The organism is Gilliamella sp. B2887 (assembly GCF_026537015.1).
Lineage (GTDB): Bacteria > Pseudomonadota > Gammaproteobacteria > Enterobacterales > Orbaceae > Gilliamella.
Genome location: NZ_JAFNMX010000010.1, coordinates 17,978 through 42,736 on the forward strand (window position 1 = coordinate 17,978; position 24,759 = coordinate 42,736).

General features: G+C 34.4%; 25 protein-coding genes. 9 read left to right on the forward strand and 16 right to left on the reverse strand.

Features of this window, described 5'->3' with window-relative positions:
* Positions 1-94 precede the first annotated feature (94 nt).
* From allE to allD, 3 genes are read left to right on the forward strand one after another with little or no spacing between them, the layout of a single operon-like run.
* Positions 95-874 carry a (S)-ureidoglycine aminohydrolase gene (gene allE, locus J3U13_RS08505; RefSeq protein ID WP_267341446.1) on the forward strand — a complete coding sequence of 260 codons (780 nt, stop codon included), beginning with the start codon at positions 95-97 and terminating at the stop codon, positions 872-874.
* A 41-nt stretch (positions 875-915) separates the two neighbouring features.
* The gene (locus tag J3U13_RS08510) at positions 916-1,839 is read left to right on the forward strand and encodes a carbamate kinase (RefSeq protein WP_267341447.1); all 924 of its coding nucleotides are present in this window, start codon (positions 916-918) and stop codon (positions 1,837-1,839) included.
* Between the two features lie 33 nt (positions 1,840-1,872).
* Positions 1,873-2,922, forward strand: coding sequence for an ureidoglycolate dehydrogenase (allD, locus tag J3U13_RS08515; protein ID WP_267341449.1), 1,050 nt, complete (start codon positions 1,873-1,875; stop codon positions 2,920-2,922).
* Positions 2,923-3,243: 321 nt separating this feature from the next.
* On the opposite strand, the gene J3U13_RS08520 is transcribed toward allD, so the two are convergent.
* The gene (locus J3U13_RS08520; protein WP_267341451.1) at positions 3,244-3,933 is read right to left on the reverse strand and encodes an OB-fold protein; all 690 of its coding nucleotides are present in this window, start codon (positions 3,931-3,933) and stop codon (positions 3,244-3,246) included.
* Positions 3,934-4,588: 655 nt separating this feature from the next.
* Between J3U13_RS08520 and asnA the strand changes: the two genes are divergently transcribed.
* Positions 4,589-5,581 carry an aspartate--ammonia ligase gene (gene asnA / locus J3U13_RS08525; protein WP_267341452.1) on the forward strand — a complete coding sequence of 331 codons (993 nt, stop codon included), beginning with the start codon at positions 4,589-4,591 and terminating at the stop codon, positions 5,579-5,581.
* A gap of 46 nt (positions 5,582-5,627) precedes the next feature.
* On the opposite strand, the gene tenA is transcribed toward asnA, so the two are convergent.
* From tenA to J3U13_RS08555, 6 genes are all read right to left on the reverse strand, one after another.
* Positions 5,628-6,290, reverse strand: a complete 663-nt coding sequence (gene tenA / locus J3U13_RS08530; protein WP_267341453.1) for a thiaminase II — start codon at positions 6,288-6,290, stop codon at positions 5,628-5,630.
* Positions 6,291-6,628: 338 nt separating this feature from the next.
* Positions 6,629-6,985 (reverse strand): DUF1161 domain-containing protein, encoded by a 357-nt coding sequence (locus tag J3U13_RS08535; protein WP_267341455.1) that lies wholly within the window; start codon positions 6,983-6,985, stop codon positions 6,629-6,631.
* A gap of 127 nt (positions 6,986-7,112) precedes the next feature.
* Positions 7,113-7,337, reverse strand: a complete 225-nt coding sequence (locus J3U13_RS08540; protein ID WP_267341457.1) for a hypothetical protein — start codon at positions 7,335-7,337, stop codon at positions 7,113-7,115.
* A 709-nt stretch (positions 7,338-8,046) separates the two neighbouring features.
* Entirely contained in the window at positions 8,047-8,310 is a 264-nt protein-coding gene (locus J3U13_RS08545; protein ID WP_267341458.1) for a SemiSWEET family transporter, read from the reverse strand.
* A gap of 266 nt (positions 8,311-8,576) precedes the next feature.
* Positions 8,577-9,797, reverse strand: coding sequence for an MFS transporter (locus tag J3U13_RS08550; RefSeq protein ID WP_267341459.1), 1,221 nt, complete (start codon positions 9,795-9,797; stop codon positions 8,577-8,579).
* A 35-nt stretch (positions 9,798-9,832) separates the two neighbouring features.
* Positions 9,833-11,233: a PLP-dependent aminotransferase family protein gene (locus J3U13_RS08555; RefSeq protein ID WP_267341461.1), complete on the reverse strand. Its 1,401-nt coding sequence runs from the start codon at positions 11,231-11,233 to the stop codon at positions 9,833-9,835.
* A 422-nt stretch (positions 11,234-11,655) separates the two neighbouring features.
* Between J3U13_RS08555 and pdxS the strand changes: the two genes are divergently transcribed.
* Both pdxS and pdxT read left to right on the forward strand, forming a co-directional pair.
* Positions 11,656-12,543: a pyridoxal 5'-phosphate synthase lyase subunit PdxS gene (gene pdxS / locus J3U13_RS08560; RefSeq protein ID WP_267341463.1), complete on the forward strand. Its 888-nt coding sequence runs from the start codon at positions 11,656-11,658 to the stop codon at positions 12,541-12,543.
* On the forward strand, positions 12,543-13,136 hold the full coding sequence (pdxT, locus tag J3U13_RS08565) for a pyridoxal 5'-phosphate synthase glutaminase subunit PdxT (RefSeq protein WP_267341465.1): 594 nt from the start codon (positions 12,543-12,545) through the stop codon (positions 13,134-13,136). The genes pdxS and pdxT overlap by 1 nt, the downstream gene beginning before the upstream one ends.
* Positions 13,137-13,467: 331 nt before the next feature.
* Here the strand turns inward: pdxT and J3U13_RS08570 are convergent, their stop codons facing one another.
* From J3U13_RS08570 to nlpD, 6 genes are all read right to left on the reverse strand, one after another.
* On the reverse strand, positions 13,468-13,896 hold the full coding sequence (locus tag J3U13_RS08570) for a pyridoxamine 5'-phosphate oxidase family protein (protein WP_267341467.1): 429 nt from the start codon (positions 13,894-13,896) through the stop codon (positions 13,468-13,470).
* A 3-nt stretch (positions 13,897-13,899) separates the two neighbouring features.
* Positions 13,900-14,493 carry a UbiX family flavin prenyltransferase gene (locus J3U13_RS08575; protein WP_267341469.1) on the reverse strand — a complete coding sequence of 198 codons (594 nt, stop codon included), beginning with the start codon at positions 14,491-14,493 and terminating at the stop codon, positions 13,900-13,902.
* A 583-nt stretch (positions 14,494-15,076) separates the two neighbouring features.
* Positions 15,077-16,285 carry an aldose 1-epimerase family protein gene (locus tag J3U13_RS08580; RefSeq protein WP_267341471.1) on the reverse strand — a complete coding sequence of 403 codons (1,209 nt, stop codon included), beginning with the start codon at positions 16,283-16,285 and terminating at the stop codon, positions 15,077-15,079.
* A 181-nt stretch (positions 16,286-16,466) separates the two neighbouring features.
* A complete protein-coding gene (locus tag J3U13_RS08585; protein ID WP_267341473.1) occupies positions 16,467-17,045 on the reverse strand; it encodes a thymidine kinase in 579 nt (192 codons plus the stop codon).
* 98 nt (positions 17,046-17,143) lie between these two features.
* A complete protein-coding gene (gpmA, locus tag J3U13_RS08590; RefSeq protein ID WP_267341475.1) occupies positions 17,144-17,896 on the reverse strand; it encodes a 2,3-diphosphoglycerate-dependent phosphoglycerate mutase in 753 nt (250 codons plus the stop codon).
* Between the two features lie 101 nt (positions 17,897-17,997).
* Complete coding sequence (nlpD, locus tag J3U13_RS08595) at positions 17,998-19,119, reverse strand: murein hydrolase activator NlpD (protein ID WP_267341477.1); 1,122 nt, start codon at positions 19,117-19,119, stop codon at positions 17,998-18,000.
* Positions 19,120-19,486: 367 nt separating this feature from the next.
* On the opposite strand from nlpD, the gene rsmI reads away from it, so the two are divergent.
* The 3 genes from rsmI to moeA all read left to right on the forward strand — a co-directional run bounded on the left by rsmI (position 19,487) and on the right by moeA (position 22,968).
* Positions 19,487-20,314, forward strand: a complete 828-nt coding sequence (gene rsmI / locus J3U13_RS08600; RefSeq protein WP_267341478.1) for a 16S rRNA (cytidine(1402)-2'-O)-methyltransferase — start codon at positions 19,487-19,489, stop codon at positions 20,312-20,314.
* Between the two features lie 187 nt (positions 20,315-20,501).
* Positions 20,502-21,593: a redox-regulated ATPase YchF gene (ychF, locus tag J3U13_RS08605; RefSeq protein ID WP_267341480.1), complete on the forward strand. Its 1,092-nt coding sequence runs from the start codon at positions 20,502-20,504 to the stop codon at positions 21,591-21,593.
* A 148-nt stretch (positions 21,594-21,741) separates the two neighbouring features.
* A complete protein-coding gene (moeA, locus tag J3U13_RS08610; RefSeq protein WP_267341482.1) occupies positions 21,742-22,968 on the forward strand; it encodes a molybdopterin molybdotransferase MoeA in 1,227 nt (408 codons plus the stop codon).
* An 85-nt stretch (positions 22,969-23,053) separates the two neighbouring features.
* Here moeA and J3U13_RS08615 read toward each other — a convergent pair whose 3' ends face one another.
* The 3 genes from J3U13_RS08615 to J3U13_RS08625 form a co-directional block, all read right to left on the reverse strand.
* Positions 23,054-23,482, reverse strand: coding sequence for an EamA family transporter (locus J3U13_RS08615; protein WP_267341483.1), 429 nt, complete (start codon positions 23,480-23,482; stop codon positions 23,054-23,056).
* 1 nt (position 23,483) lies between these two features.
* Positions 23,484-23,690, reverse strand: a complete 207-nt coding sequence (locus J3U13_RS08620) for a hypothetical protein (RefSeq protein ID WP_267341485.1) — start codon at positions 23,688-23,690, stop codon at positions 23,484-23,486.
* A gap of 67 nt (positions 23,691-23,757) precedes the next feature.
* Positions 23,758-24,756 (reverse strand): MBL fold metallo-hydrolase, encoded by a 999-nt coding sequence (locus J3U13_RS08625; RefSeq protein ID WP_267341487.1) that lies wholly within the window; start codon positions 24,754-24,756, stop codon positions 23,758-23,760.
* Positions 24,757-24,759: the final 3 nt, after the last annotated feature.

Sequence of the window (24,759 nt, forward strand, 5' to 3'; positions counted from 1 at the left end):
TTTATAAGTTGGGATTGCTATTACCTAAATAAAAATCAACGAAACATTCAATAAAAAATAGTCAAAAAATCGTCATTTTACAAGGAGAATGAAAATGGGGTATATCAATAACAACACTGGTTATCCAAAAGATTTACTTGCCTCCAGAGCCATTATTAAACGCCATAATTACGCATTAATACCGCCTGATGGATTAGTCAAAAATATCATTCCAGGATTTGAAAACTGTGACATTACCATCCTATCCACGCCAAAATTAGGGGCATCGTTTGTGGATTATCTTGTCACTATGCATCAAGATGGCAAAAATCAACAAGGTTTTGGCGGTAAAGATATTGAAGTTTTTGTTTATGTGATTAGTGGTGAAGTGACAGTAAAAGCCGGTGATCAAACCTATAATCTTAAAACAACTGGCTATGTATACTGTCCTGCAGGAGTTAAACTGTATTTGCAAAATAACGTCCCATTGTCACGACTATTTTTGTATAAACGCCGTTATATATCGCTCGTAGGTCATCAAGCACATATAGTAAGCAACCATGCTCAAAAGCTAGATTACGTCTGTTACGAAGATATGGATAACGTATTTGTGCAAGACCTACTACCTAAAGAGCTCGGTTTTGACATGAACTTCCATATATTAACTTTTAAACCAGGCGCGAGTCATGGGTACATTGAAACACATGTTCAAGAGCACGGTGCATATTTACTTAGTGGTGAGGGTATATATTTGCTTGATAATGAGTGGATACCAGTCAAAAAGGATGATTATATTTTTATGGGTGCTTATGCACTGCAAGCTTGCTACTCTGTTGGCAAAGAGCCATTAAGTTACATCTATTCTAAGGATTGCCATCGAGATATAGAAATATAAATACAAAACTAGCAACCATAAAAAATGATTAAGGAAACAAAATGGAACTTATTGTCATTGCTTTAGGCGGTAATGCCATTGCTAAACGCAAACAACTCTTAACAGTAGATCATCAATATGAAAATATAGATGCAACAACGAAAATTATTGCCAAACTTGCTGGTAGATATCGATTGGTAATTGTACATGGCAATGGACCACAAGTAGGATTATTGGCTCTACAAAATCAGGCTTATACTCAAATAACTGCCTACCCGTTGGATATTTTAGTTGCCCAGACACAAGGCATGTTAGGTTATATGATAGGGCGCAGCTTACAACAATATAAAAGAGTTAATAAAGTTGTGACACTATTAACACAAGTTGAAGTCGATGTGCACGATCCCTCATTTAAGCATCCAACTAAGTACATAGGCCCCGTCTATCAACCCGATTTGAAGCAAAAATTGGAAGCACAATATGGTTGGACATTTAAGAAAGATGGACAATATATTCGTCGAGTTGTCCCATCACCGAAACCGAAGACAATACTTGAAATTGATACCATACAAAAATTACTAACCGATGATACCATTGTGATATGTAACGGTGGTGGAGGTATTCCAGTAATAAAAGACGAAAAGGGTTATAAAGGCATTGAAGCAGTGATAGATAAAGATTATTCAGCTGCAAAACTTGCAACACAACTCAAGGCCGATCATCTGATGATCTTAACCGATGCCGATGCAGTTTATGAAAATTGGGGAACACCTGCCCAAACTGCGTTACGTCATGTCACCCCTAAACAACTAAAACCACTCGCTGTTGACGATGGTGCGATGGGTCCCAAAATAAAATCTGTAATTGAATTTGTCGAAAAGACAGGAAGCAGGGCTTATATTGGCACTTTGACCGATATTGAAGCGTTATTAGATACCAGTAAAGGCACTATTGTCAGCCCATCAAATCAACAATGTAATGAGTAAATAAACATATTGATAAAAGACAGGAGTTTTACTATGAGAGTTGATAGACAAACCTTACACAATTTAATCGCGAAAAAACTGCATAAAGCAGGTTTAACAAATGAACATGCTAATATTGCTGCCGATGCCCTATCCTTTGCTGATGCGCGTGGTATCCATTCACATGGTGCGGTACGAGTTGAATATTACGCCGAACGTATCGCCAAAGGTGGTATGACTCCTAATCCTAATGTCACTTACAAAGAAACTGGGCCTGCCAGTGGGATATTAGATTTTGACAATGGTTGCGGTTTGGTGGCCGCTAAAGTTGGCATGGACAAAGCAATAGCAATGGCGAAAAAAAATGGCATTGCAGTGGTAGGTATTCGTCGTATGTCACACAGTGGTTCACTTTGTTATTTTACTGAAATGGCCGCTGAAGAAAACCTAATTGCGATATCAATGTGCCAATCTGATCCGATGGCTGTACCTTATGGTGGTGCAGAAGAGTTTTTTGGTACTAATCCTATCGCCTTTGCTGCACCAACTGCCGACGATCGCCTTGTTTCCTTCGACATGGCTACCACAGTACAAGCTTGGGGAAAAATACTTTATGCTCGCTCCAAAGGTGTTCCGATTCCGCCAACCTGGGCTGTAGACGAACAGGGAGAACCAACAACCGATCCCCATAAAGTCAACGCTTTGTTACCAATAGCAGATGCTAAAGGTTATGGGTTAATGATGATGGTCGATATATTGTCAGGCATTTTATTGGGCCTTCCATTTGGTAAAAACGTATCATCAATGTATGCCAATTTATCCAAAGGACGCGATCTTGGGCATTTGCATATTGTGATCAATCCCGATTATTTTATCGGTATTGAAGCATTCAAAAAGAATATGTCAGCAATGCTTAACCAACTTAAACAGGTCAAACCAGCTAAAGGAAACAGTGAAATCTTTTTCCCTGGTGAACGAGGCAAAAAACGCGAAGCGAATTACTTAAAAAATGGTATCGATATTGTAGATGAAATCTACAACTACTTAATGAGTGATACTATCCACTACAATCGGTATGATCATAAAAATAAGTTTGCAGAATAAAATATTCCCCCGTGTAAGTAAACAAGGGGGGGGGATGAACATTGCCCCTTCAATAATTTTTATTTAATAATCCCTGTATGAACAGGGAACCTATAGCTTCAATTACTATTCTTTTCGTCTAAACGGTTTATCCCTGTACATACAAGGAACACAAAAAAACTGCGTGATATTATAGTATAAGTGATGAATTGATGTACATACCGATAACATAAACTGTGTTAATTTAAAACATAGAAAAGTCTACTGTTAATATAAAGCGGCAATTTTTTAATAATGTAAAATGAAAATCAATTTGTTGGAATCAAGCCCTTTCGGGCTTTTTTATGGGTGAGGCATTGTAAATTGTTTGGCGTCATCTTTAATGCTATCCGTTACTATTTTGATGATAGCATTCATATCATCTGGGTTATTTTCTAATTTTTTTTCATCTAATCTATTAGGATTCTGAATATCAAATTCTTTAAAACTCAGATAAATCGCTTCAAAAAAATCTTTTGGAACGTCCCCTTCTTTTAGTTGGCTGATATTATTCATTATCCTTTCAAGAAAGTTTTGAAGATAACTGTCAGTAGTGACGCAATTTTCTAACGACGGAAATTTGTTGTCTTTTATACCTAAACAAATTAAGTCTAATTCACTTCCCTTAATAATACTCTGCATATCATCTTTATTTTTCAATTTGATAACAACAAATTCAGATGGATCCTCATCACTTGCAATAATATATGGGTTACCATTTAAATCCGTTTTAACATCTGATGCTTCTGCTATGATATTAACTAACTTCTGATCGTATGTTTTTTCGTAGTTAATCAGGTCATTACTGAATTCTTCATTTAAAGCTGATACAGATACAGTTGGTATTTTTTCACCAATAATTGATTCACCGTCTGTTTTAAAAACAGCAATATCTTCATTTATAAGCAACTCAGTTAATCTTTTTGCATTATCATTGGCAAAAGCATTGAAACTCATTAGAGTGAATATTGAGATAGCAATTAAATTTTTCATTCCTTACTTCCATTTATTATCGAACCAAAACAGATGAAAAAATAATTAAATTTTTTCATACCTTAAATCTTATTTTTTGTAATAGTATTTTATTTAGATGCGTTGAGCAATAAAAAACCGCCAAAGCGGTGAGATGAATTAATTATGAGTCCATCTGAACAGACACACTTCGGCTAAATTATGCAATTAAAACATCATTTAATCGTTCATTAACTATCAAACAATTTTTAATAGTGTTACTTCTCATTGTTAGTGAAATAACCCTGTATTAACGATCTTTATTGCTTCCACTATTGATATTTTGGGTGGCATTCTTATGTAACTTTGTTAAGAAATTTTTTATATGCAAACTAATACACAAGTCTGTTATGCTAAATTTATTAGTTAATATTAAAAGTAAACGGTTATACTGGATCTACAGTATATTTTCCTTTATAACCGTAAAGTTAATTAAAATTATTTATTGATTTTTTACTGAAACGTAAGGTTAACCTGAAAGTTATTTAACAAAATAAACTATCTATCATCGATTAATTAAAAACCATAATTGGTTGAGCAATATTGCTGTTATTTGCATTTAGCTTATTGTACCTTGCAAATTTTTATTTTCTAGTTTACTTTACCTATACAAATTATAAATAATTAGAGACTAAACATGCAGATATCATTTAAAGAACAACAACAAAGAATCAGCTTTGTTAAACAATTTTTTGCCGAGAAGTTGGCTGAAAACTTATCATTAATTGAAGTACAAGCCCCCCTACTAAGTAAAGTTGGTGATGGTGTACAAGATAACCTATCTGGCACTGAAAATGCAGTGCAAGTTAGGGTAAAAACAATCAATAATGCCCAATTTGAAGTGGTACATTCACTCGCTAAATGGAAACGTAAAATTTTAAGTAATCATCATTTTACCATAGGAGAAGGCTTATATGCTAATATGAAAGCACTACGTCCTGATGAAGATTGTCTTTCACCTATTCATTCCGTTTATGTAGATCAGTGGGATTGGGAGAAAGTAATCCGACCAGAAGATCGTACTTTAACCTATTTAAAAAGGACTGTTGAAAAAATTTATTCGGCTATTAAAGCGACCGAAAAAGCAGTATCGGAAAAATATCATCTCTCCCGATTTTTACCTGAATCAATAACGTTTATGGACAGTGAGCAACTTTTAAAACGTTATCCAAATTTATCACCTAAAGAGCGTGAAAACTCCATAACTAAAGAGCTTGGTGCCGTGTTCTTAATTGGTATTGGAGGTAAATTATCAAATAACGAAAAACATGATGTGCGCGCACCGGATTATGATGATTGGAGTACGGATAATGAAATGGGTTCTAAAGGATTAAATGGTGATATTTTAGTTTGGAATCCAGTTTTGAATAGTGCATTTGAAATTTCATCTATGGGTATTCGTGTCGATTCAGAAACATTAAAACGTCAATTGAAAATCACTGGTGACGAGAATCGTTTGCAATTTGCTTGGCACCAAGCCTTAGTCAATGGCGAACTATTACAAACCATTGGTGGCGGAATTGGTCAATCTCGTCTAGTTATGTTGCTTTTACAACAAAAACATATCGGTCAAGTGCAAGCGAGCGTTTGGGATGAATCAACCAAACAAAATTATACAGAACTTCTTTAGTTTGCAATCAACATACTTTACCTTAAATGGTAAAGTATGCTTATTACTAAAAGCTCTTATCCAACCCCATTTGCCAAAAATCAGCTTCAAGTTGAGTAGCATGTTTAAATAGTGTCTTTAACTGTTCTAAGCGGTTTGTATCTATATTTAATAAGCGCTGATCAATCCAAGCAATTTCATTTTGCATTGCTTGTTGAAACTCCTTACTAACATACATTTTGATCCAACTGGAATATGGATTATTTTTCGCATTATACCAATGTTGTTTTTTTAACCAATTGGCAATCATGCCATAACCGATTAAACAAGGAGCCAATACAATGTGTAAGTCTAAAATATCACCTTTTAATCCAACATCAAGCACATACTGTGTATATGCCATATTTGCTCTGGCTTCTGTTAACGTGTTGAGTTCATTTTCAGTTATTCGCCATCTTTTACAATATTCGATATGAAAATCAAGTTCAACTTCAACGATGGTTTTTAAACTATTTAAAGATTGCTTCATTTCAGCAAGATCATGACTTTTATACACAGCAAGCCCCCAAGCTCTAGAAAAATTGAATAAAAATAGATAGTCCTGTTTTAAATAATGTTGAAAACAAGTGATATCTAATGTTCCTTTGCCTAATCGTTGGATAAACTCATGTTGAATATAATGATCCCAATCGGCTTGACATGATTTAATAAGTGAGTAAAACGATGACATAACAGCTCCTTTCTAACAACTCAGTTACTAACGAGTAAAACAGACTTGCACAAAAAGCGTCTTTTAAACTCCCTTAGTCGGTATTAATCAAATCAGGTGCTACGGATAGAGTTTCGGACTATAGCACCATAGATAAATAAAACATTCGGAATAATGAGAAACGTTTACATGAGTAATAATTTATTAAGAAATTTTACTCTTTATTTGTTCTTCTATTTTTTGACTAAAAATGAATCTTTATTTTTATCATTGCCGTTCAGCAGGTTTATTAGAAATCTTTGCAGAGTTAACTTATTGCACTTATTCTATTAACGTCTATATCGATTATTTGAATCAATTTAAGGTTCCTGATTTTTGATAGTTGGTGGGGGGGCAGCTTCTTGTTGAGCTGAGGTATCAGATTGAGTATTTTGGTCTTGTGTAGTTGGTGTTTGTTCGATTGATTCAGTAGTTAAGGAGATATCTTCAAAACGCACATAGACAATTTTTTGTTGACCACCATCACAAGATCCAACAATTTTACCTTCATTTTGTTGATCTGCTTGATCTACTGGTATAAGTTTTAATTGAAATTTAGAAGGAGCAACACCATTATTTTTTATTTTTTCTGCTATATTGGCACTAATGTTCTCACAATTAGATGCTATAGACATCGCGGGTAAACCTAATGAAAGAACCAAAACTAACTTTTTCATTTCCTTTCCTTTAAATATACAACTACTAATATTATAAAATTATTGGTGAATCTGTCTATTTGTGTTAAACATAATTGTTTATAAAAGCAAATAAAGATAAGCCTAATATAAAAAAATGAAATAGCGTTTACAAGTGTTGAATTTCCAATAATTTCAATCTATTCACAATCCAAGAACGAATATCGTTTAACTCATCTTCCGATAAATTATTCACAAAATCCCTTTTTTCGTGCAATTTTTTACGATCATCTTGAGTTAATACTACGCCTTTTAAATTTAACAATACCTCTTTACGATATACGGAGTAGATGAATTCTCTAATCAGGTCATCTGAAAAATTTATCTCAGTCATAATATTCATTCCTTTTGTCTTGTCATTACCTACTTAACAACGATTCGCTTAAATTAGCCAGTCTTTAAGGTTAATATCATCAACTTCTTCGAATAACAAGTTCCATCAATCCTAAAATTTAAATCCTTATCAAAGTATTATTAGCACTTTTACTATAATAGTATATTAAACTCTTTACAATGGACAAATATTAATCATTAATAAAATTTTTTTAATGATATATCCCCAAAATTATTCACTATACTATTTGATAAGTATTTAACAAACCTGTTGATAACTCTTTATCATATTGATTTATAATATTATTTTTTAAAGGCCAAATAGTGACCACTTAAATTTTCAATTACATATCAGGTGAAAAAGCAAGTATTTTTTTCTTATTTTTTTTAAAGAGTCAATCTTTTTATCCTAAAAATTGCAATAAAAAAGCAACAACCACATATTAATATTGATTGTTGATTATAATTATTCTTATTCAAAGTGGTGAAAAATACCATAAAGGCAACAAGAATTCTCAATAGTTAATATTTAAATTAATCAATCCATATCCTTATTGTAATACTTAAATTTGTAGTAAACAGTTAATTGCAACGATTTAATTATTTTTCACTTACTGGGATTGATATGATAAACCTTTTAATTCACGAAAAAAGCAACAAATAAGCGACAATCAATACAAATATTGATTGTCATATTACCTCACCAGAATTTATAACGCGGTTAAAAATGCAATAAAGCCAAATATTACACCAGGAGAATTAGCAATAGCAATTGGCCAATCTTTCTTTTCCCGTAATAATCCATAAAATACCCACAGTAAACAGTTGATCGCAGCAGCTAAGGGTTGCGTAGGATTAGATTTTAATCCATGAAGATTGTCAATAATTTGCGGGATATAAGAAATATACATACATAACGAAGCTGCCGTTGCGATAATACCTAAATAATGGAAAGCTTTTTCTGATAGTTTCAAAATTGTCCCCTTTTTAATTTTCTAAAGATTTTGAAATGATTATAGTCAGGTATAGTATTGCCTGCAATTACACGATCTCGGTCAAAAGAGCTCATTATCGCTAAAACAAATTAACGGGATAATCAGATGAGATTGCATCATCTGTAGAATATTTTAATTATTCATTAAGTTATAAAATGCATTGTGTGGTTTATCGGTTTGTACGATCAAAACCACACAAATCAATTTATTTCAACGATTGGTGATAGTTGTAAAATTAACAATAATTAGTTTAGTTTAGTTTGTTTCGTTTCATAACCTAAAAATACAATACTGATAATTGCTACTAAGATCGATAAACTAAAAAGCCCAAAAATCTGACTAATTGATACATTATTTGCCATTAATAAACCTACCATTAACGGACCTAAAATACCGCCGATACGACCAATTGATGCCGCTATTCCAGCACCCGTCGCACGAATATTGGTTGTGTATTGTTCTGGCGTATAAGCGTACATCGCTCCCCATGCACCTAAATTAAAGAACGAAAGTAATGCACCAAAAACGAATAACTGATGTGCAGATTCGGAAACGCCAAACAGATAAGCGCTTATTAATGTACCAAGTAAATAGGTAACTAATACCCATTTGCGCCCGAAACGTTCAATCAGCCACGCAACGGTGAAATAACCAGGTAACTGAGCAAGAGTCATTAATAAAATATATTTAAAGCTTTTGACCATACCAAACCCTTTTATCATCATAACGCTTGGCAACCATAAAAACATGCCATAGTAAGAAAAGACTACGCAAAACCAAACAATCCATAGCATTAATGTTTGACGAAGGAATTTTGTAGATAACAATGACCGCATTTTATTCAAAATGGAATCTTTTTTGGCATCAGAATTTAACTGTATATAGGTTGGTGAATCAGGTAAGTTAAATCGTAAATAAAGGGCATAAAAAGCAGGAGCAGCACAAATTATCATCGCTCCTCGCCAGCCAACGGTTGGAAGAGGAATAAGAAAATAAGCAATCAATGCCGCAAGTACCCAACCAATAGCCCAAAAACTTTCCAATAAAACAACTACCCTACCGCGTACTTCTGGTGCCACACTTTCACTTACCAGAGTGGATGCAACAGGCAATTCGCCACCTAATCCCATACCAATAAAAAATCGTAATATAAGTAAGCTACCAAGTCCCCATGCAAAGGCACTTAATCCACTGGCAATACTAAACATGAGTAAGGTGAACAAAAAGGCCGATTTTCGCCCTTTTTGATCAGCATAAATACCAAATACAAATGCCCCAACCGCCATGCCGATAGAGTTAACACTGCCGATCCAACCTAATTGAGCAGGGGAAAGCCCCCAATCTTGCTTTAACGCGGCTAAAATAAAAGATAATAACCCAATATCCATTGCATCAAACAGCCAACCTGTGCCAGCAACAAATAACAGTTTATTAATCGATAATGATGATACTTTGAAATTTTCCATGATAATTAACAGATAAAATAATTTGAATTTGCTCATCAAATCAAATTCTGAATAAAATGTCCATAACTCAATCTGACTTTACCTAAGCTATCCCCAAAATCTGAACCTTGTGCAACTATCATACCTTGTGATAACAGTTGATTTAAAAACATTAATTCTTGAACCGGATTTGTCACCGGTAAATTGGCATATAAATGAAATCCACCTAATGACACTTGATAAGTTATCTCACCATTGAATTTCGAGTTTAACCAATCTATTAATTGCTCTGATCGGCATTTTAATTTATGGCGTAACAATTGTTGATGGGCTAGATAATGGTTTTGCAAATATTGTTCTGCCAATAACTGAGGTAAAATACTTAATCCTGAATCTATATGTTGGCGGATTTTAGCTAGGTTTTCAATAACGGTTCTAGGAGCAATCATCCATCCAATTCGAATATTTCGACCGATATATTTAGATAATGAGCCTAAATAAATGACCTGATCACTATTATCAAATTTTTTAATCGGCGAAATCGCTAAATTATTCTTAAAGGCTAAATTACTATAGGCATCATCTTCGACAATACCAATACATTGTGAACGACAAAAATCAAGTATTCTCTTTTTTCGTTTATCACTCATAACAAATCCCATTGGATTTTGAAATACAGGATTTAAAAACAACCATTTAACTTGATGTTGTTCGACTACTTTTGTTAAACTTTCAAGCACTATGCCTTGATGATCACATTCTATACCATATAATCGTAATCCGGCCGCTTGAAATAATGGTAAAGAATAAAAGTATGAAGGAGATTCTATGCCTATCGCATCTCCTGGTTTCAGTAAACCCTGCGTAATTAAAAATAATGATTGCTGAGTACCTGAAGTAATTAGGATCTCATCACGATTAACTTTCATAGCAAAACAGGTTTTCATGTAGTTTGCAATCTGTTCTTTGAGAGAAGGTAAACCCAACTGCATCAAATCACTCTGTTTTTCGTGCATAATTAATTCTTGCGACGAAATGTTGGGTAAATGTAATTTAGGGATTAAATCTGTGGGTAAATCTCCATTAGCAAGATCATATATTTGATTTTTGCTGTTTCGTATTTTGTCAATTTTTTGCTGATACAGTGTTTGTTTGTTTTGATAAAAATGCCTAGGTAAACGCCAATTAATTGTCGAGTAAACTTGTACCCCCCATTTCTGATTATTTATATAAGTACCGCTACCTCGTTTACGAATTAATACACCGCGTTCAGTTAAAAGGTTCAACGCATGTACAATTGTTGAGCGATTAACCTGCAATTGTTTAGCCAGTTCTCGCTCCGAAAGTAATTTCTCACCAGAAATTAAAATCCCCTGTTCAATATAATATTCAATGAGTTGAATAACTTTTTTGAATAATGGACCTTTAAAAGGTTCAAGTTTTTGTTTATGCCACATATTTTGCTCTTTTTGTATCGTGGTGATAAATTTAATTTTTTGAAACGATTATTAATTGTGTTTTTTCTACTGCCATTATGATTTTTATAAGGTTATTTTTTGACGAAGTAAAATGCCTTTTCATATAAAAAAATTTTATTTCGAACAAAGAAACCGATAAGTTGGCTCAAGCGTATAATTCTTTTATTGATGATATAAACTTTGTTGCGATCTGCATTGCAAAACGAAATTATCGTTTTGAGACAAAAGTTATTTAAGTAATGTTTAAAAATGCATTCCAACTGCCTGATTTAAACCGAACACAAAAATAAAATTGGATGGGTTAATTATAGTCCAATTGGCCGTTTATTCCACTCTTATCTTTATGAATAATAAAAACCAACTCACAAACTTTATTATTCAGAACTTTACTAGGAGCAAATATGAATCAAGTGACAGGTACCCAAACGGTTAAACGTGGCATGGCTCGAATGCAAAAAGGAGGGGTAATTATGGATGTTGTTAATGCCGAACAAGCCAAAATTGCCGAGCAAGCAGGAGCTGTTGCTGTAATGGCTTTAGAACGAGTACCATCAGACATACGAGCATCTGGAGGTGTTGCCCGAATGGCGGATCCAACGATAGTAGAGCAGGTAATGAAGGCAGTGACGATTCCTGTCATGGCAAAAGCACGTATTGGGCATATTGTTGAAGCTAGGATGTTAGAATCATTAGGCGTCGATTATATTGATGAAAGTGAAGTATTAACCCCTGCCGATGAACAATATCATTTGCTTAAAAGCCATTTTTCCGTGCCATTTGTTTGTGGTTGTCGTGATTTAGGCGAAGCATTGCGCCGCATTGGTGAAGGAGCATCAATGTTACGAACCAAAGGCGAGCCCGGTACGGGTAATATTGTTGAAGCGGTGCGCCATATGCGTAAAGTTAATGAGCAACTTCGAATAGTTATCAGTAAATCGAACGATGAATTGATGACTTTTGCTAAAGAAATTGGTGCACCCTTTGAGCTTGTCGAACAGATCAAACAACTTGAGAAATTACCAGTTGTCAATTTTGCTGCTGGAGGCATAGCAACTCCTGCCGATGCAGCACTGATGATGCAACTAGGGGCTGATGGCGTATTTGTTGGTTCCGGTATTTTTAAATCACAAAATCCTGAAAAATTTGCTAAAGCAATTGTGCAAGCGACAACCTATTTTGATGATTACCCACGTTTGGTAGAATTATCAAAAGGCTTAGGTGAAGCAATGAAAGGAATAGACATCAGTAAACTTACCGAATCGGAACGTATGCAAGAACGAGGTTGGTAATGACAAAATCGAAAATATCCAATCATTTAAAAAAAATTGGTGTGCTCAATTTACAAGGAGCAGTGAGTGAACACATCACTATGCTAAACAGTTTAGATAACGTGCAAGCGATAGCAGTGAAAAATCCTGAGCAATTAGCTAAACTAAACGGTTTGATTATTCCTGGTGGAGAATCAACTACAATTAGCCGTTTGATAAAACAAAATGGACTGTTTGAGCCCATTAAACAATTTGTTCAACAAGGTAAAGGTATTTTAGGAACATGTGCTGGATTAGTATTATGTGGAAAAACGACCACCCATAATGAAATCGAACAGCTTTCGTTAATCGATATTAATGTTGAACGTAATGGTTTTGGTCGACAAATTAGCAGCTTTGAAACACGGTTAGATGTTAAGTTAATCGGCAAAAAAATTCCAGCAGTTTTTATTCGTGCTCCTTATATTGCCAAAGCAAGTAAACAAGTGGAACAACTTGCTTTTATTGATGGGCGTTGTGTAATGGCTAAGCAAGGTAAAATTTTGGTTTGTGCATTTCATCCTGAATTAACACAAGACAATCGCATTACGCAATATTTTGTAAACAGCTGTTAATAAATCTTAGTAAGATTGAGCATTAATTTAATTCTAACTGAGCATTACCCAGTAAACTAACAGAAAGTTATAATCTGTTAGTTTTGAGTTAAATTTTGTGTCTGTTTAATGTTGGGTAAGGGTATCTGATAATTGAGATTATTTTTAGAAGCAAATTGCTGTTTTACTTGTTGCATGAATACTAAATATCAGAATACTTTCTATCATTCTATTTTTTAAATACAACCCAAATAAGCATGAAAAACTCCTGTAAAACTTGATGAGATAGAAGTTTAACATGTTTAAATTTAAGCCATTGACTTTTTATTACTGAGCTACTATCAACTAGAATTCACTTTCGTTGCCAATGCGTTTTATGGGCAAAACCTAAAAGATTGTTCGTCATTTTTATCTGTTGCAGCTGTAAAGACCAAATTGGTGCCTTCATCATTCTGGCAAAGGGAAATGCACGATAGTATTGTCTATAAGCATCTTTAGCTTGCTCACCTTGTAACTGTTTTGCTTGTGCCAGAAATTGGATCCCTTGAATCTGAGCAATTGTTTTAGGTTCAACTGTAATAGTGCCTGCTACATTCGGGTGCATTAACATCGCCTTAGCATGCTCTGTTTTTAATTCAGTTAAAAAATACAAATTAAACGGCACCTCATCCAATACATAAAACACATTACACGCCCATGGTGAATTATCTGGTGTTATGACACTCAGTGTTAATATATGGTTAATTTTGATAAATTTAAGAATTTTAGGATCGATTAACATACGTTATTCTGGCTTGATATTTAAGTGCATATCTTCACCCCAGCGTGGTAGTGACGGGATATCGATATCAAATAGATCAAGGGCTCGTGCTACACTGTGGGTGATCATATCATCAATACTGTCAATATGTTGATAAAGTGCTGGTACAGGTGGAAAGATCACTCCCCCCATTAGAGTGACCATCTCCATGTTTTTTATATGGCCTAAATGAAGGGGGGATTCCCTTATCATTACTACCAAACGGCGACGTTCTTTTAGTACGACATCTGCCGCACGAGTTAATAAATTATCCGATAAACTCTGGGCTATTGCAGCTAAAGATCGCATTGAGCAAGGTGCAACGAGCATGCCCATAGTCTTGAAGGAACCACTAGCAATAGCTGCACCAACATTATTGAAGGAATAAACTTTGTCCGCCAATGATTCAATTTGAGTCAAACTCATAGTAGGTATTTCGTAAGAGCGCGTTAATTGTGCAGCTTTTGAAATTACTAGATGTGTTTCAATATCCAATGGTTTTAAAAGCTCTAAAGCTTTAATGCCATAAGCAAAACCCGTTGCGCCACTGATACCAATTACTAGTCGTTTTACTGTCATATTTATTCCTATTTTATTTAAAATCAAGCCAAACTTTTATATCAACTTATTGAAAACGCACTCATTCCAATTCTGTTTTTCAATAAAGGAGAACGTGCAATCAAAACAACGATAAATACCCTCTAATTTTGTCATAGGGTCAGAGACAATATCAGTTGTCACCAGTCTATGAAAAATTGTGTTAGTTGATTAATCACATATCGTAAATCATAAAAATTCTCTTGGATTTACCATAATAATATCAATCATTTCAAACACGATAAAATCAGATAACTCTTGATAATTATTCAAGCTGCATTTAACGTTTATAAATTTCAAAAATTGATTTTAAATAATTAAATATAAATAATCATACCGATATAAGAGGTCGCTATCAAGTGAGCATCTACGTAGATAATTGATTTTGAACCTTAATGAGATAATTTATTGTATCGAATCAATGTTATATGCATTTTTTTTGTTAAAAAAATAGCAAGATTTGCCAATAAATAACGATGCGTTCATGAGCATGAAAATAATCGATTTATGAAGTAATAAACAATTATATTTCAACTAACTTCCCTGTTAGTTGTGTTCCACAAATTTATTCTTTCGCCAGTGGTGTTTCAATCACTTTGGTTTCTTGATTACTTTGTATGGACTTAATTTGTGCTTCATATTGCTCAACAGCTTTTTTACTTGATAATAAACTGTAAACTAAGGTGAATTCGGTACTTTGCCCTGGTTCTAATTGGCGGACACGTTTTTGTTCACGCTCAATCGTAACTGGATAAGCAAAACTGGTTCCAGGTTCTAATCCTGTTACATATCCTTGTTTTAGAGTATCAGTATTTTTCCACAAGGTAAAAACAGGTAATTGATTGGTATTAAACGATATACCAGCGCCTTTATCCCCCCCTTTGTTAGTAATCATTACTTGAGTCTGTCCTTGATCATCGGCATAAGGATAAATATTAAAGACCATTTCATCAAAGTTTTTAGTTGGACCTAAATACGTTTGCCATGTTTTTAAGCCTTCTTTGGCGTAATCATTAAAGGGGGAAATTTCTTTTACTGGTGCAACAAATCGAGCGCCCTCTTCAAGAATCGGTGTGCCATAATTGCTGTGATAAATAATTTGATAATCACGAGCATAATCGCCCTTATTGGTAACCACATCATGAACAGTGAAATCTTTATTACCTGGCATGTAACTCAGCGATACCCAAGTTTCAAAATTACTTTTTTTGAAAGTATTTTCTTTAATTAATCCTTTTACTGATATGGTATAGGGTGCTTTGTCTAATACATTAACAATCAATTTTGATACTGGAGTATTTTGTGCTCGTCCATGAAGTGTATACATCATGCCATCGGCTTGCACTGCATGACCAGTCCACTCAAAACCACAACGTACCATCAATTCGTTAAAACCATCTAACCAACCTAATCCACCGCGACTTTCCAAATTTAGGTATTTAGGATTGACAACTTCATCTACGGGTGAATCCCATCCCAGACGGATGCCATCACCAACGACAGATAAAATACCTAATCCACGGCTTGGAATTAATTTGATTGTAAGGTTGTCACTAGCAATGGTTAAAAGTTCAGTACCATCTTGTTTACCACCTTGAAGCACAGTGTTTTTGACAGTAAATTTATGCGCTTTTATACCTAAATCTTGACTCGAAATTGACCAGTTACCTTTAGCAAGACCCTTATCAACATCCGTTAATATGAATTCTTTAGCATCGGCACTGTAACTAGCTAAACTAAGTATCGCAGCTAATGAAACTAATTGAACTCTCATGATAATTCCTCTTATGATTAAGAAAACAACACTGAATCGTTTCAGTCAATATGACATAAATCATCAGAAATCGACAAAGAAAAATCATTAAAATGAGAGGTCATTCACACTTTTACAAAATCAAATAATAAAAACAGCAAATTGATTAGTTTGATTGAATAAGTGTGAAATATTGTGAAAATTATTGTTTAGGTCTAATCTGTCCAGCTTTCCAATGTTTGCGACAAACTGAATGAAACTCACTGTCCCCTAAATGAATTGAATTACCAAACTTAACAATTTGCCCATCTTTTCCTTCAAGCAAATTCATGGTTGCTTTTTTTCCACACCAGCAAACTGTTTTTAGTTCTCTAAAATTGTCGGCAATTTCTAATAATGTTTTTGAACCTTCAAATAAATGTCCCATATAATCCGTTTTTAAACCAAAAAACATCATCGGTATACCGTATTCATCACACACATCAGATAGTTTCCAGATAGTGCTTTGAGATAAAAATTGGCTTTCATCAATGAGTATGCAAGCGTAATTATTTTTCTTTATTAATTCAATGATTTCATCAACACTATTGTCATCAAGTTGTAATGCTTTTTTACGCAAACCTAAACGTGAAACAATTTCAACTGCCGAATCACGAGTATCGACCGAAGATTTAAGCAATAAAGTCTGCATATTATTACTTAAGTAATTATGGTCAATTTGTAATAATTCAGTAGATTTACCTGCATTCATTACGGCATAAATATAGTATATTTTCGACAAAATAAGACTCTCAAGGATAAAATTAATGGATAACAGAGATAGTTTTGATTGAAAAAAGGTAAGTTGCATAACTTACCTTTTTAATGGTTAAAGCTTAATTATTTCGCTTTACCTTGGTTAGCAACAGCTGCTTGTTTTGCTGCGATTTCATCAGCATTACCTAAGTAATAATGTTTGATAACTTTCATGTTGTCATCAAATTCATACACTAATGGTACACCAGTTGGGATATTTAATTCAATAATATCATCGTCACTGATATTGTCTAAATGTTTAACTAAAGCACGAAGAGAGTTACCATGAGCAGCGATGATTACCCGTTCACCTTTAGCAACGCGCGGTGCAATTGTTGATTCCCAATAAGGAAGTACACGTTTGATTGTCAACGCTAGACTCTCAGTCAATGGTAATTCTGATTCAGGTAATTGGCTATAACGTGAATCATGTCCAGGAAAGCGCTCATCCGATTTTTCAAGTGCAGGAGGCGTAATTGCAAAACCACGGCGCCATAATTTTACTTGCTCATCACCATATTTAGCCGCAGTTTCAGCTTTATTTAGACCTTGTAGTGCACCATAATGACGTTCATTTAATTTCCAACATTTTTCAACAGGTAACCAAGCTTGATCAACTTCATCTAACACATGCCATAAAGTGTGAATTGCACGTTTTAAAACAGAAGTATAAGCATAATCAAATTGGAAACCTTCTTGTTTCAATAATTTACCTGCTTCAGCTGCTTCTTTATTACCTTTATCAGATAAATCAACATCAGTCCAACCACAAAAACGGTTTTCTTGATTCCAAACACTTTCTCCATGTCGAATAAGAACTAATTTTTTTACTGCCATGAGTCTAACTCCTTTGTTACGTAGAATAAAACTGTTTAACTTAAATAATCTTTATAATACTTGTAAATTCGATATATTAACTGTTTTACAGTTAATAATGATTAATTTTTTGATAGATATTTTAAAGGATCAACGGATTTTGCTTTATAACGAATTTCAAAATGCAATCTCACTGACGAAGTTCCCGTGGCGCCCATTGTCGCAATCTGCTCTCCAGCTCTAACCGCTTGTTGCTCTTTCACCAAAATCGACTGGTTGTGTGCATATGCCGTTAAGTAATCATCATTATGTTTTATAATAATTAAATTACCATAACCTGGTAAAGCATTACCTGAATAAACCACGCGACCATCTGCGGCAGCCATTACTTTATTCCCTAATCCGCCAGCAATATCTATCCCTTTGCTAGAATTAGAAAATTTTTCAATAATTTTGCCTTTTGCCGGCCATTGCCATGAAATATTTGCAACTTTAGAAACAGACTTTCCAGTATCTGACGAATTGGTTGTTATGTTATTTGTACTACTATTAACTGGTTCAGTAACAGTTTCAACGGTCTGAACAACATTAGGCGTTGTTTGATTTTTACCCGATGTGGTAGTGGTAGTGGTAGTGGTAGTAGTTAAGATAGGTGTAGTTTTAATTACTGTTGATGTAGACTGAGGATTGGCAGCTACCACTTGTTGAGTCGTTTGATTGCTGGTTACTTTTTGTGTGACAACAGTTGTTCCCCCACTTACATCCAATACCTGTCCAACTACAACGGAATAAGGTTTCTTAATATTATTTTTAGCCGCTAAAGAACGATAATCATTCCCCGTTACCCATGCAATATAATATAATGTGTCACCTCGACTTACAGTATAAGTATCACCTTGATAACCACCTTTAGGAATTTCATCATAATTACGGTTATATGAAACACGTTCGTTAGTTACAACAACACCATTATTACTGTTTGTATTATTAACATGATTATTCGCATCATTACTATTGGAGCTTGACGTCATTACTGAGTCAGGTGCCGGTTTTGAATGAGCATTTGATGATACTGAAGGTGCAGAAATCCCGCTTCCAGTAGAAATATTAACAGGAGGTTTAGAATAACCTGTTTCTGATGAATTACTAGGAAAATCCGAAATATCTTCAATTTGAGCAGGATTGGATTGTGTACAGGCAGTAATGACCAAGCTTAAACAAGTTAGCGTAAGAATCTTTTTCAAAGCAGTACCTTTCATTCGTTAATATTGTTTTAAGAGCATAATCTATCATTTTTAATATATAAAGCTATTATATCGGGTCCTTGTTATGCTAGCTATAATAAAATAGTTAAAGATACAATTTAAATCAACTACGATCCATCGAATTTCTACTAAATTCGCACAAATATACCCTCTGTTCTCGATTATCAATGGGTTGTTCGACAAATAGTCAACATTTAATCAGCAACATCTTTATTTATTATCACTATTATAACAAATAGCAGAAAATAGAATTTATTTTTGAAAGTGGTGAGTATATACAATAAAATACTTGTTCGTACAGTAGATTTATTCTATTTTCTATGAAATTTTAATGTGACTCAAATTAATGACTTTATATATTGTTGCTACACCCATTGGAAATTTAGATGATATTACCCTTAGAGCAATTGATACACTGAAAGGTGTTGATCTGATCGCTGCTGAAGATACCCGCCATAGCGGTTTATTATTACAACATTTAGGTATTAAGGCGAAACTTTTCTCCCTGCATGATCATAATGAACAAGAAAAAGTACATATTCTGATTGAAAAACTTCAATCAGGTCTTTCAATTGCATTGATTTCAGATGCTGGAACGCCATTAATCAATGATCCTGGCTATCATTTAGTGAAAACTTGCCGTGAAAATGATATAAAAGTAGTTCCGATTCCTGGAGCTTGTGCTGCGATTGCAGCACTGTCGGTAGCTGGATTACCGTCCGATAAGTTTATTTATGAAGGATTCTTACCTGCTAAAAGTAAAGCACGACAAGATAGCTTAGCTTCATTAATTACTGAACCTCGCACTCTGATTTTTTATGAATCGACCCACCGCTTATTAGACACACTGAAAGATATGCAAACTATTTTTGGTGCCGATAAGCAAATTGTTTTAGCTAAGGAACTTACCAAAACATGGGAAACCATTGTTAGCTTTCCTGTCAATGAACTCATTAACTGGTTAAATCAAGATCCTTCTCGTCAAAAAGGTGAATTTGTCTTAATTGTCGCTGGCTATACAGAAGTTAATAATGATATTGATCCGAAAGCCATCAATACCCTCAAATTATTACAAAAAGAGCTACCATTAAAAAAAGCAGCGGCTATTACTGCTGAAATTTATGGTCTAAAAAAGAATCAACTCTATCAAATTGGTTTGAATTTTGAAGATTAATTTAACAAGTTAAATAATGCTCTTCAGGTATAACAAATTTAAGCAGAGTAACGAGTTAAAAAATACATCACTATCTAATGCATATCTATAACCAATATGTCAATAAGAACATTGGCATAAATAGCATGATTTAGTATATAATTACCCCTTATATTCAAGACATTTTTAATTAAAGGTAACAACTAGTATGGGATTTAAATGTGGTATCGTCGGACTACCAAATGTCGGCAAGTCAACTCTTTTTAACGCACTAACCAAAGCAGGCATTGAAGCAGCTAACTTTCCATTTTGTACTATCGAACCCAATACGGGTGTAGTACCAATGCCCGATCCACGTTTAGATGAGCTGGCTAAAATTGTTAAACCTCAACGCACCTTACCGACAACTATGGAATTTGTTGATATTGCAGGATTAGTAAAGGGAGCTTCAAAAGGCGAAGGTTTAGGTAATCAATTTTTAGCTAATATTCGTGAAACTGAAGCCATTGGTCATGTTGTTCGTTGTTTTGAAAATGAAAATATTATTCATGTTGCGGGTAAAATTGATCCGGCTGAAGATATTGAAATCATAAATACAGAACTTGCATTAGCCGATTTAGAAGCCTGCGAACGAGCAATGACACGTTTACAAAAACGTGCTAAAGGTGGAGATAAAGATGCTAAGTTTGAACTCGAAATTCTTGAAAAATGCTTACCCCATTTAGAGCATGGAAAAAAACTGTTGCTTTTGGATTTGAGTAAAGAAGAGCTTGATGCAGTTAAATACTTGAGCTTTTTAACTTTAAAACCGACCATGTACATTGCTAATGTTAATGAAGATGGATTTGAAAATAATCCTTATTTAGAGAAAGTAAAAGCAATAGCAGCTCAAGAAAAGTCTGTTGTTGTTCCTGTATGTGCAGCAATTGAAGCGGAACTTGCCGAGCTTGATGATGCTGATCGTGATGAATTCATGAATGATTTGGGTTTAACTGAACCTGGCTTAAATCGCGTTATCCGAGCTGGTTATAGCTTACTGAATTTGCAGACTTATTTTACCGCGGGTGTGAAAGAAGTTCGTGCATGGACAATCTCCGTAGGTGATACAGCCCCACAAGCAGCGGGTAAAATTCATACCGACTTTGAAAAAGGCTTTATTCGGGCACAAACCATTGCTTTTGATGATTTTATCAAATATGGTGGTGAACAAGGTGCTAAAGAAGCAGGAAAAATGCGTTCTGAAGGTAAAGACTATATCGTACAAGATGGCGATATTATGAACTTTTTATTTAATGTATAGTCATCTATCTTACGTCGCCTTTTGGCGACGTTGTGACATTGAGTTATCATTAAGATTGAATATAATAAAGTTTTTTACTTAAACGTATACCTAACCTGAAACTTCTTGTCAAAATAACGGATTATTTACATAAGGAAAGCACACATCAATGTTACTCAACTACAAACAAGCTAAACTAAATATGTTACAAACCGCTACTGAAGCGCAACCACTGACTTTTCAGAATGTTTCCTTGTTTGACGCTTTAGACAGAATAACAGCCACACCCATAATTTCGCCAATTAATGTACCAGAATTTGATAATTCAGCAATGGATGGGTACGCAGTCAGACTATCGGATCTACAGCAATCAAAAATTTTACCAGTAGCTAGTGCTATTTTTGCGGGTGATGATATTGGTCATTTACAATGGCCCGAAGGTACTTGTTTACGTATCATGACTGGTGCCCCTGTACCTATTGAAGCGGATGCAGTTGTAATGCAAGAACATACAAAACAATCTGATTTAGGAATCTGTTTTTTAAAAGAAATCAAATCTGGTGACAATATTCGTCGATGTGGTGAAGATGTAAAAAAAGATTCAATAACGGTTACTCAAGGTACCAAATTAACACTACCTACACTTTCAACACTGGCAATGCTGGGTATTAGCGAAGTGACCATTTTTAACAAATTGAAAGTGGCTATCTTTTCTACAGGTAATGAACTCACGCCAATTGGCATGCCTCTATCAGGCAAAGGTAAAATTTATGATAGCAATCGTTTCACATTAAAATTATTATTAACAAAACTTAACTGTGAGATTATTGATCTTGGTATTATTCCTGATGATCCGATCCGAATTAAACAAGCTTTAGTGACGGCATCAAATCAAGCAAATCTTGTAATAACTAGTGGTGGCGTTTCGGTAGGCGATGCTGATTTTACCAAAACAGCATTAGAAGATTTAGGGCATATCAATTTTTGGAAGATTGCTATGAAACCAGGTAAACCTTTTGCTTTTGGACAAATTGGCAATGCGTTGTTTTGTGGTTTACCTGGCAATCCAGTATCAACCTTGGTGACTTTTTATCAACTCGTTCAACCGTTAATTTTAGCGCTTTCTGGGCTTACAACATCTAATACTGATTTTAGCTTCAAAGTAAAAGCCGCAAACAATCTTAAAAAAAGTATTGGTCGGTTAGATTTTCAACGTGGTAAATTACAAATTGATGATCAAGGAGAATTAGAAGTTATTAGTACTGGTCAACAAGGATCACATATTACAAAGTCGTTCAATCAGGCTAACTGTTTTATTATTCTTGAACAAGAACGCGGTGATGTAAATAAAGGTGAGTTGGTGACGATTGAACTATTTAATACATTGCTTAAGTAATTTCGTAAATTTAATATAGAAGTTTAATTTGTAACACATAAATCACACACTATTTCAATAGGGTGTGATTTATGTTAAAAAGTAATCAGAAAAGAGCAACTAAAATAGCACCAACTGCAATCATTACTACCCCCACGCCAGATAAGAAACTGATCTTTTCACCAAATAAAATTGCAGCAAAAACTACTGCAAAAACCACACTTAATTTATCGATTGGTGCAACTTGCGATACTTTACCTTCTTTAATTGCCATAAAATAAAATAACCAAGATAACGCACCAGCAATACCACTAAGTGCAATAATGAATAATGCTTTTTTATCATTGAAAAAGGTATTAATTAGATTGAGTTTTCCTTGTACCACAACCACACCAACCAAAAAAATCGCCATAACAACAGCGCGAATTGCTGTGGCTGTATTGGCATCGAGTTGCTGTAAACCAATTTTACCTAAGATCGCCACACCAGCTGCGGTAATGGCTGAAAGTAAAGCATAAATAAGCCATGCACTCATATTAATACTTATCGACTTGGAAAAGGAACTGCTGATTATTTGAATTATTTTCACATTGTTGTGATTTACGCATCATACCTTGGCAATCTTCTAAAACGCCATGTGCCTTTGACCAATGATACTTTCTCCCTTGATCATTCTTACCTCCACATCCTACTAAAATTAAACTTAAGATGATACAAGTCAATCCAAACGTTGCTAATTTCATACCTCCTCCCTATTTTCTTGCAAAGAATAACAGACTAAATATGGTTTAAAATCCAAACCTTTTTAAGTTATTTTAATCCAGAATCATAATGATTAATAGCTAAACTGCCACCTATTTTTAAAAGATGAAAGTACCGATCAGCCCGATGTTCATACAATTGTTGCGCAGGCTCATCTAATGATTCATCAGATAATTCAAATGTTCCCCAGTGAATGGCAACCGCTTCATGACAATTGAGTTCATCATACAACTGCACAGCTTGTATAGGATCGATATGTTGTGATTGCAACAATCTACGCGGCGAATAAGCACCAATTGGAATTAAGGCCAGATCAATACAAGTAAAACGTTGACCTATCTCTTTTAAACTTGGTGAATAGCCAGTATCTCCCATAAAATAAACCGTTTTAGTTTTATTAACAATATTGACATTTGACTGCATTACCCAACCACACCATAATGATGTGTTAATATCAAAAAGACCTCGGTTACTCCAATGTCTAGCGGGAGTTGCAGTAAATGTGAGATTATCAAATGTCATTGATTCATACCAATTAAGTTCAATAACCTGCTTAGCACCCCATTTATTAAGTTTTTCTTTCAATCCCAAAGGAATAACCAAGATGAGATTAGGAAATCGCTTAACCAATTGATGAATACTATAATTATCCAAATGGTCATAGTGATTATGCGATATCAAAACAAAATCAATATTAGGTAGTTGATCAATCGTGAGGGCTGGAGGAGTATGTCTTTTGGGTCCTGAAATTCGTAATGGTGAGGCTCTCTTAGAAAAAATAGGATCGGTTAAAATCATCTTATTATTCAAACGAATTAAATTCGTTGAATGACCTATCCACCATACCCTATCGTTGGGTAGAGTAAGATCAATAGCCTCACACCAAGTCTGACTGAAAGCTTGATACCCTCCTTTTGGCTCTGGCACTTTTCGTCTATGATACCACAACCATGTTTTAATAAAATTGATGTTAAATGGTTCAATATTATCAAATTTTTTAATTAAACGGTGTGCTTTATTATTATCAGCACCTTGCTTGTTTACCATTTA

What these genes read in the sequence shown, in the direction of transcription:
- ychF (WP_267341480.1), top strand. Translation starts at nt 20,502, where the DNA reads ATGGGATTTAAATGTGGTATCGTCGGACTACCAAATGTCGGCAAGTCA.
- rsmI (WP_267341478.1), top strand. Translation starts at nt 19,487, where the DNA reads ATGACTTTATATATTGTTGCTACACCCATTGGAAATTTAGATGATATT.
- J3U13_RS08570 (WP_267341467.1), bottom strand. Translation starts at nt 13,896, where the DNA reads ATGTTAATCGATCCTAAAATTCTTAAATTTATCAAAATTAACCATATA.
- moeA (WP_267341482.1), top strand. Translation starts at nt 21,742, where the DNA reads ATGTTACTCAACTACAAACAAGCTAAACTAAATATGTTACAAACCGCT.
- asnA (WP_267341452.1), top strand. Translation starts at nt 4,589, where the DNA reads ATGCAGATATCATTTAAAGAACAACAACAAAGAATCAGCTTTGTTAAA.
- tenA (WP_267341453.1), bottom strand. Translation starts at nt 6,290, where the DNA reads ATGTCATCGTTTTACTCACTTATTAAATCATGTCAAGCCGATTGGGAT.
- pdxS (WP_267341463.1), top strand. Translation starts at nt 11,656, where the DNA reads ATGAATCAAGTGACAGGTACCCAAACGGTTAAACGTGGCATGGCTCGA.
- gpmA (WP_267341475.1), bottom strand. Translation starts at nt 17,896, where the DNA reads ATGGCAGTAAAAAAATTAGTTCTTATTCGACATGGAGAAAGTGTTTGG.
- J3U13_RS08575 (WP_267341469.1), bottom strand. Translation starts at nt 14,493, where the DNA reads ATGACAGTAAAACGACTAGTAATTGGTATCAGTGGCGCAACGGGTTTT.
- J3U13_RS08580 (WP_267341471.1), bottom strand. Translation starts at nt 16,285, where the DNA reads ATGAGAGTTCAATTAGTTTCATTAGCTGCGATACTTAGTTTAGCTAGT.
- J3U13_RS08625 (WP_267341487.1), bottom strand. Translation starts at nt 24,756, where the DNA reads ATGGTAAACAAGCAAGGTGCTGATAATAATAAAGCACACCGTTTAATT.
- J3U13_RS08510 (WP_267341447.1), top strand. Translation starts at nt 916, where the DNA reads ATGGAACTTATTGTCATTGCTTTAGGCGGTAATGCCATTGCTAAACGC.
- J3U13_RS08540 (WP_267341457.1), bottom strand. Translation starts at nt 7,337, where the DNA reads ATGACTGAGATAAATTTTTCAGATGACCTGATTAGAGAATTCATCTAC.
- J3U13_RS08535 (WP_267341455.1), bottom strand. Translation starts at nt 6,985, where the DNA reads ATGAAAAAGTTAGTTTTGGTTCTTTCATTAGGTTTACCCGCGATGTCT.
- J3U13_RS08520 (WP_267341451.1), bottom strand. Translation starts at nt 3,933, where the DNA reads ATGAAAAATTTAATTGCTATCTCAATATTCACTCTAATGAGTTTCAAT.
- J3U13_RS08555 (WP_267341461.1), bottom strand. Translation starts at nt 11,233, where the DNA reads ATGTGGCATAAACAAAAACTTGAACCTTTTAAAGGTCCATTATTCAAA.
- allD (WP_267341449.1), top strand. Translation starts at nt 1,873, where the DNA reads ATGAGAGTTGATAGACAAACCTTACACAATTTAATCGCGAAAAAACTG.
- J3U13_RS08620 (WP_267341485.1), bottom strand. Translation starts at nt 23,690, where the DNA reads ATGAAATTAGCAACGTTTGGATTGACTTGTATCATCTTAAGTTTAATT.
- J3U13_RS08615 (WP_267341483.1), bottom strand. Translation starts at nt 23,482, where the DNA reads ATGAGTGCATGGCTTATTTATGCTTTACTTTCAGCCATTACCGCAGCT.
- J3U13_RS08550 (WP_267341459.1), bottom strand. Translation starts at nt 9,797, where the DNA reads ATGGAAAATTTCAAAGTATCATCATTATCGATTAATAAACTGTTATTT.
- pdxT (WP_267341465.1), top strand. Translation starts at nt 12,543, where the DNA reads ATGACAAAATCGAAAATATCCAATCATTTAAAAAAAATTGGTGTGCTC.
- allE (WP_267341446.1), top strand. Translation starts at nt 95, where the DNA reads ATGGGGTATATCAATAACAACACTGGTTATCCAAAAGATTTACTTGCC.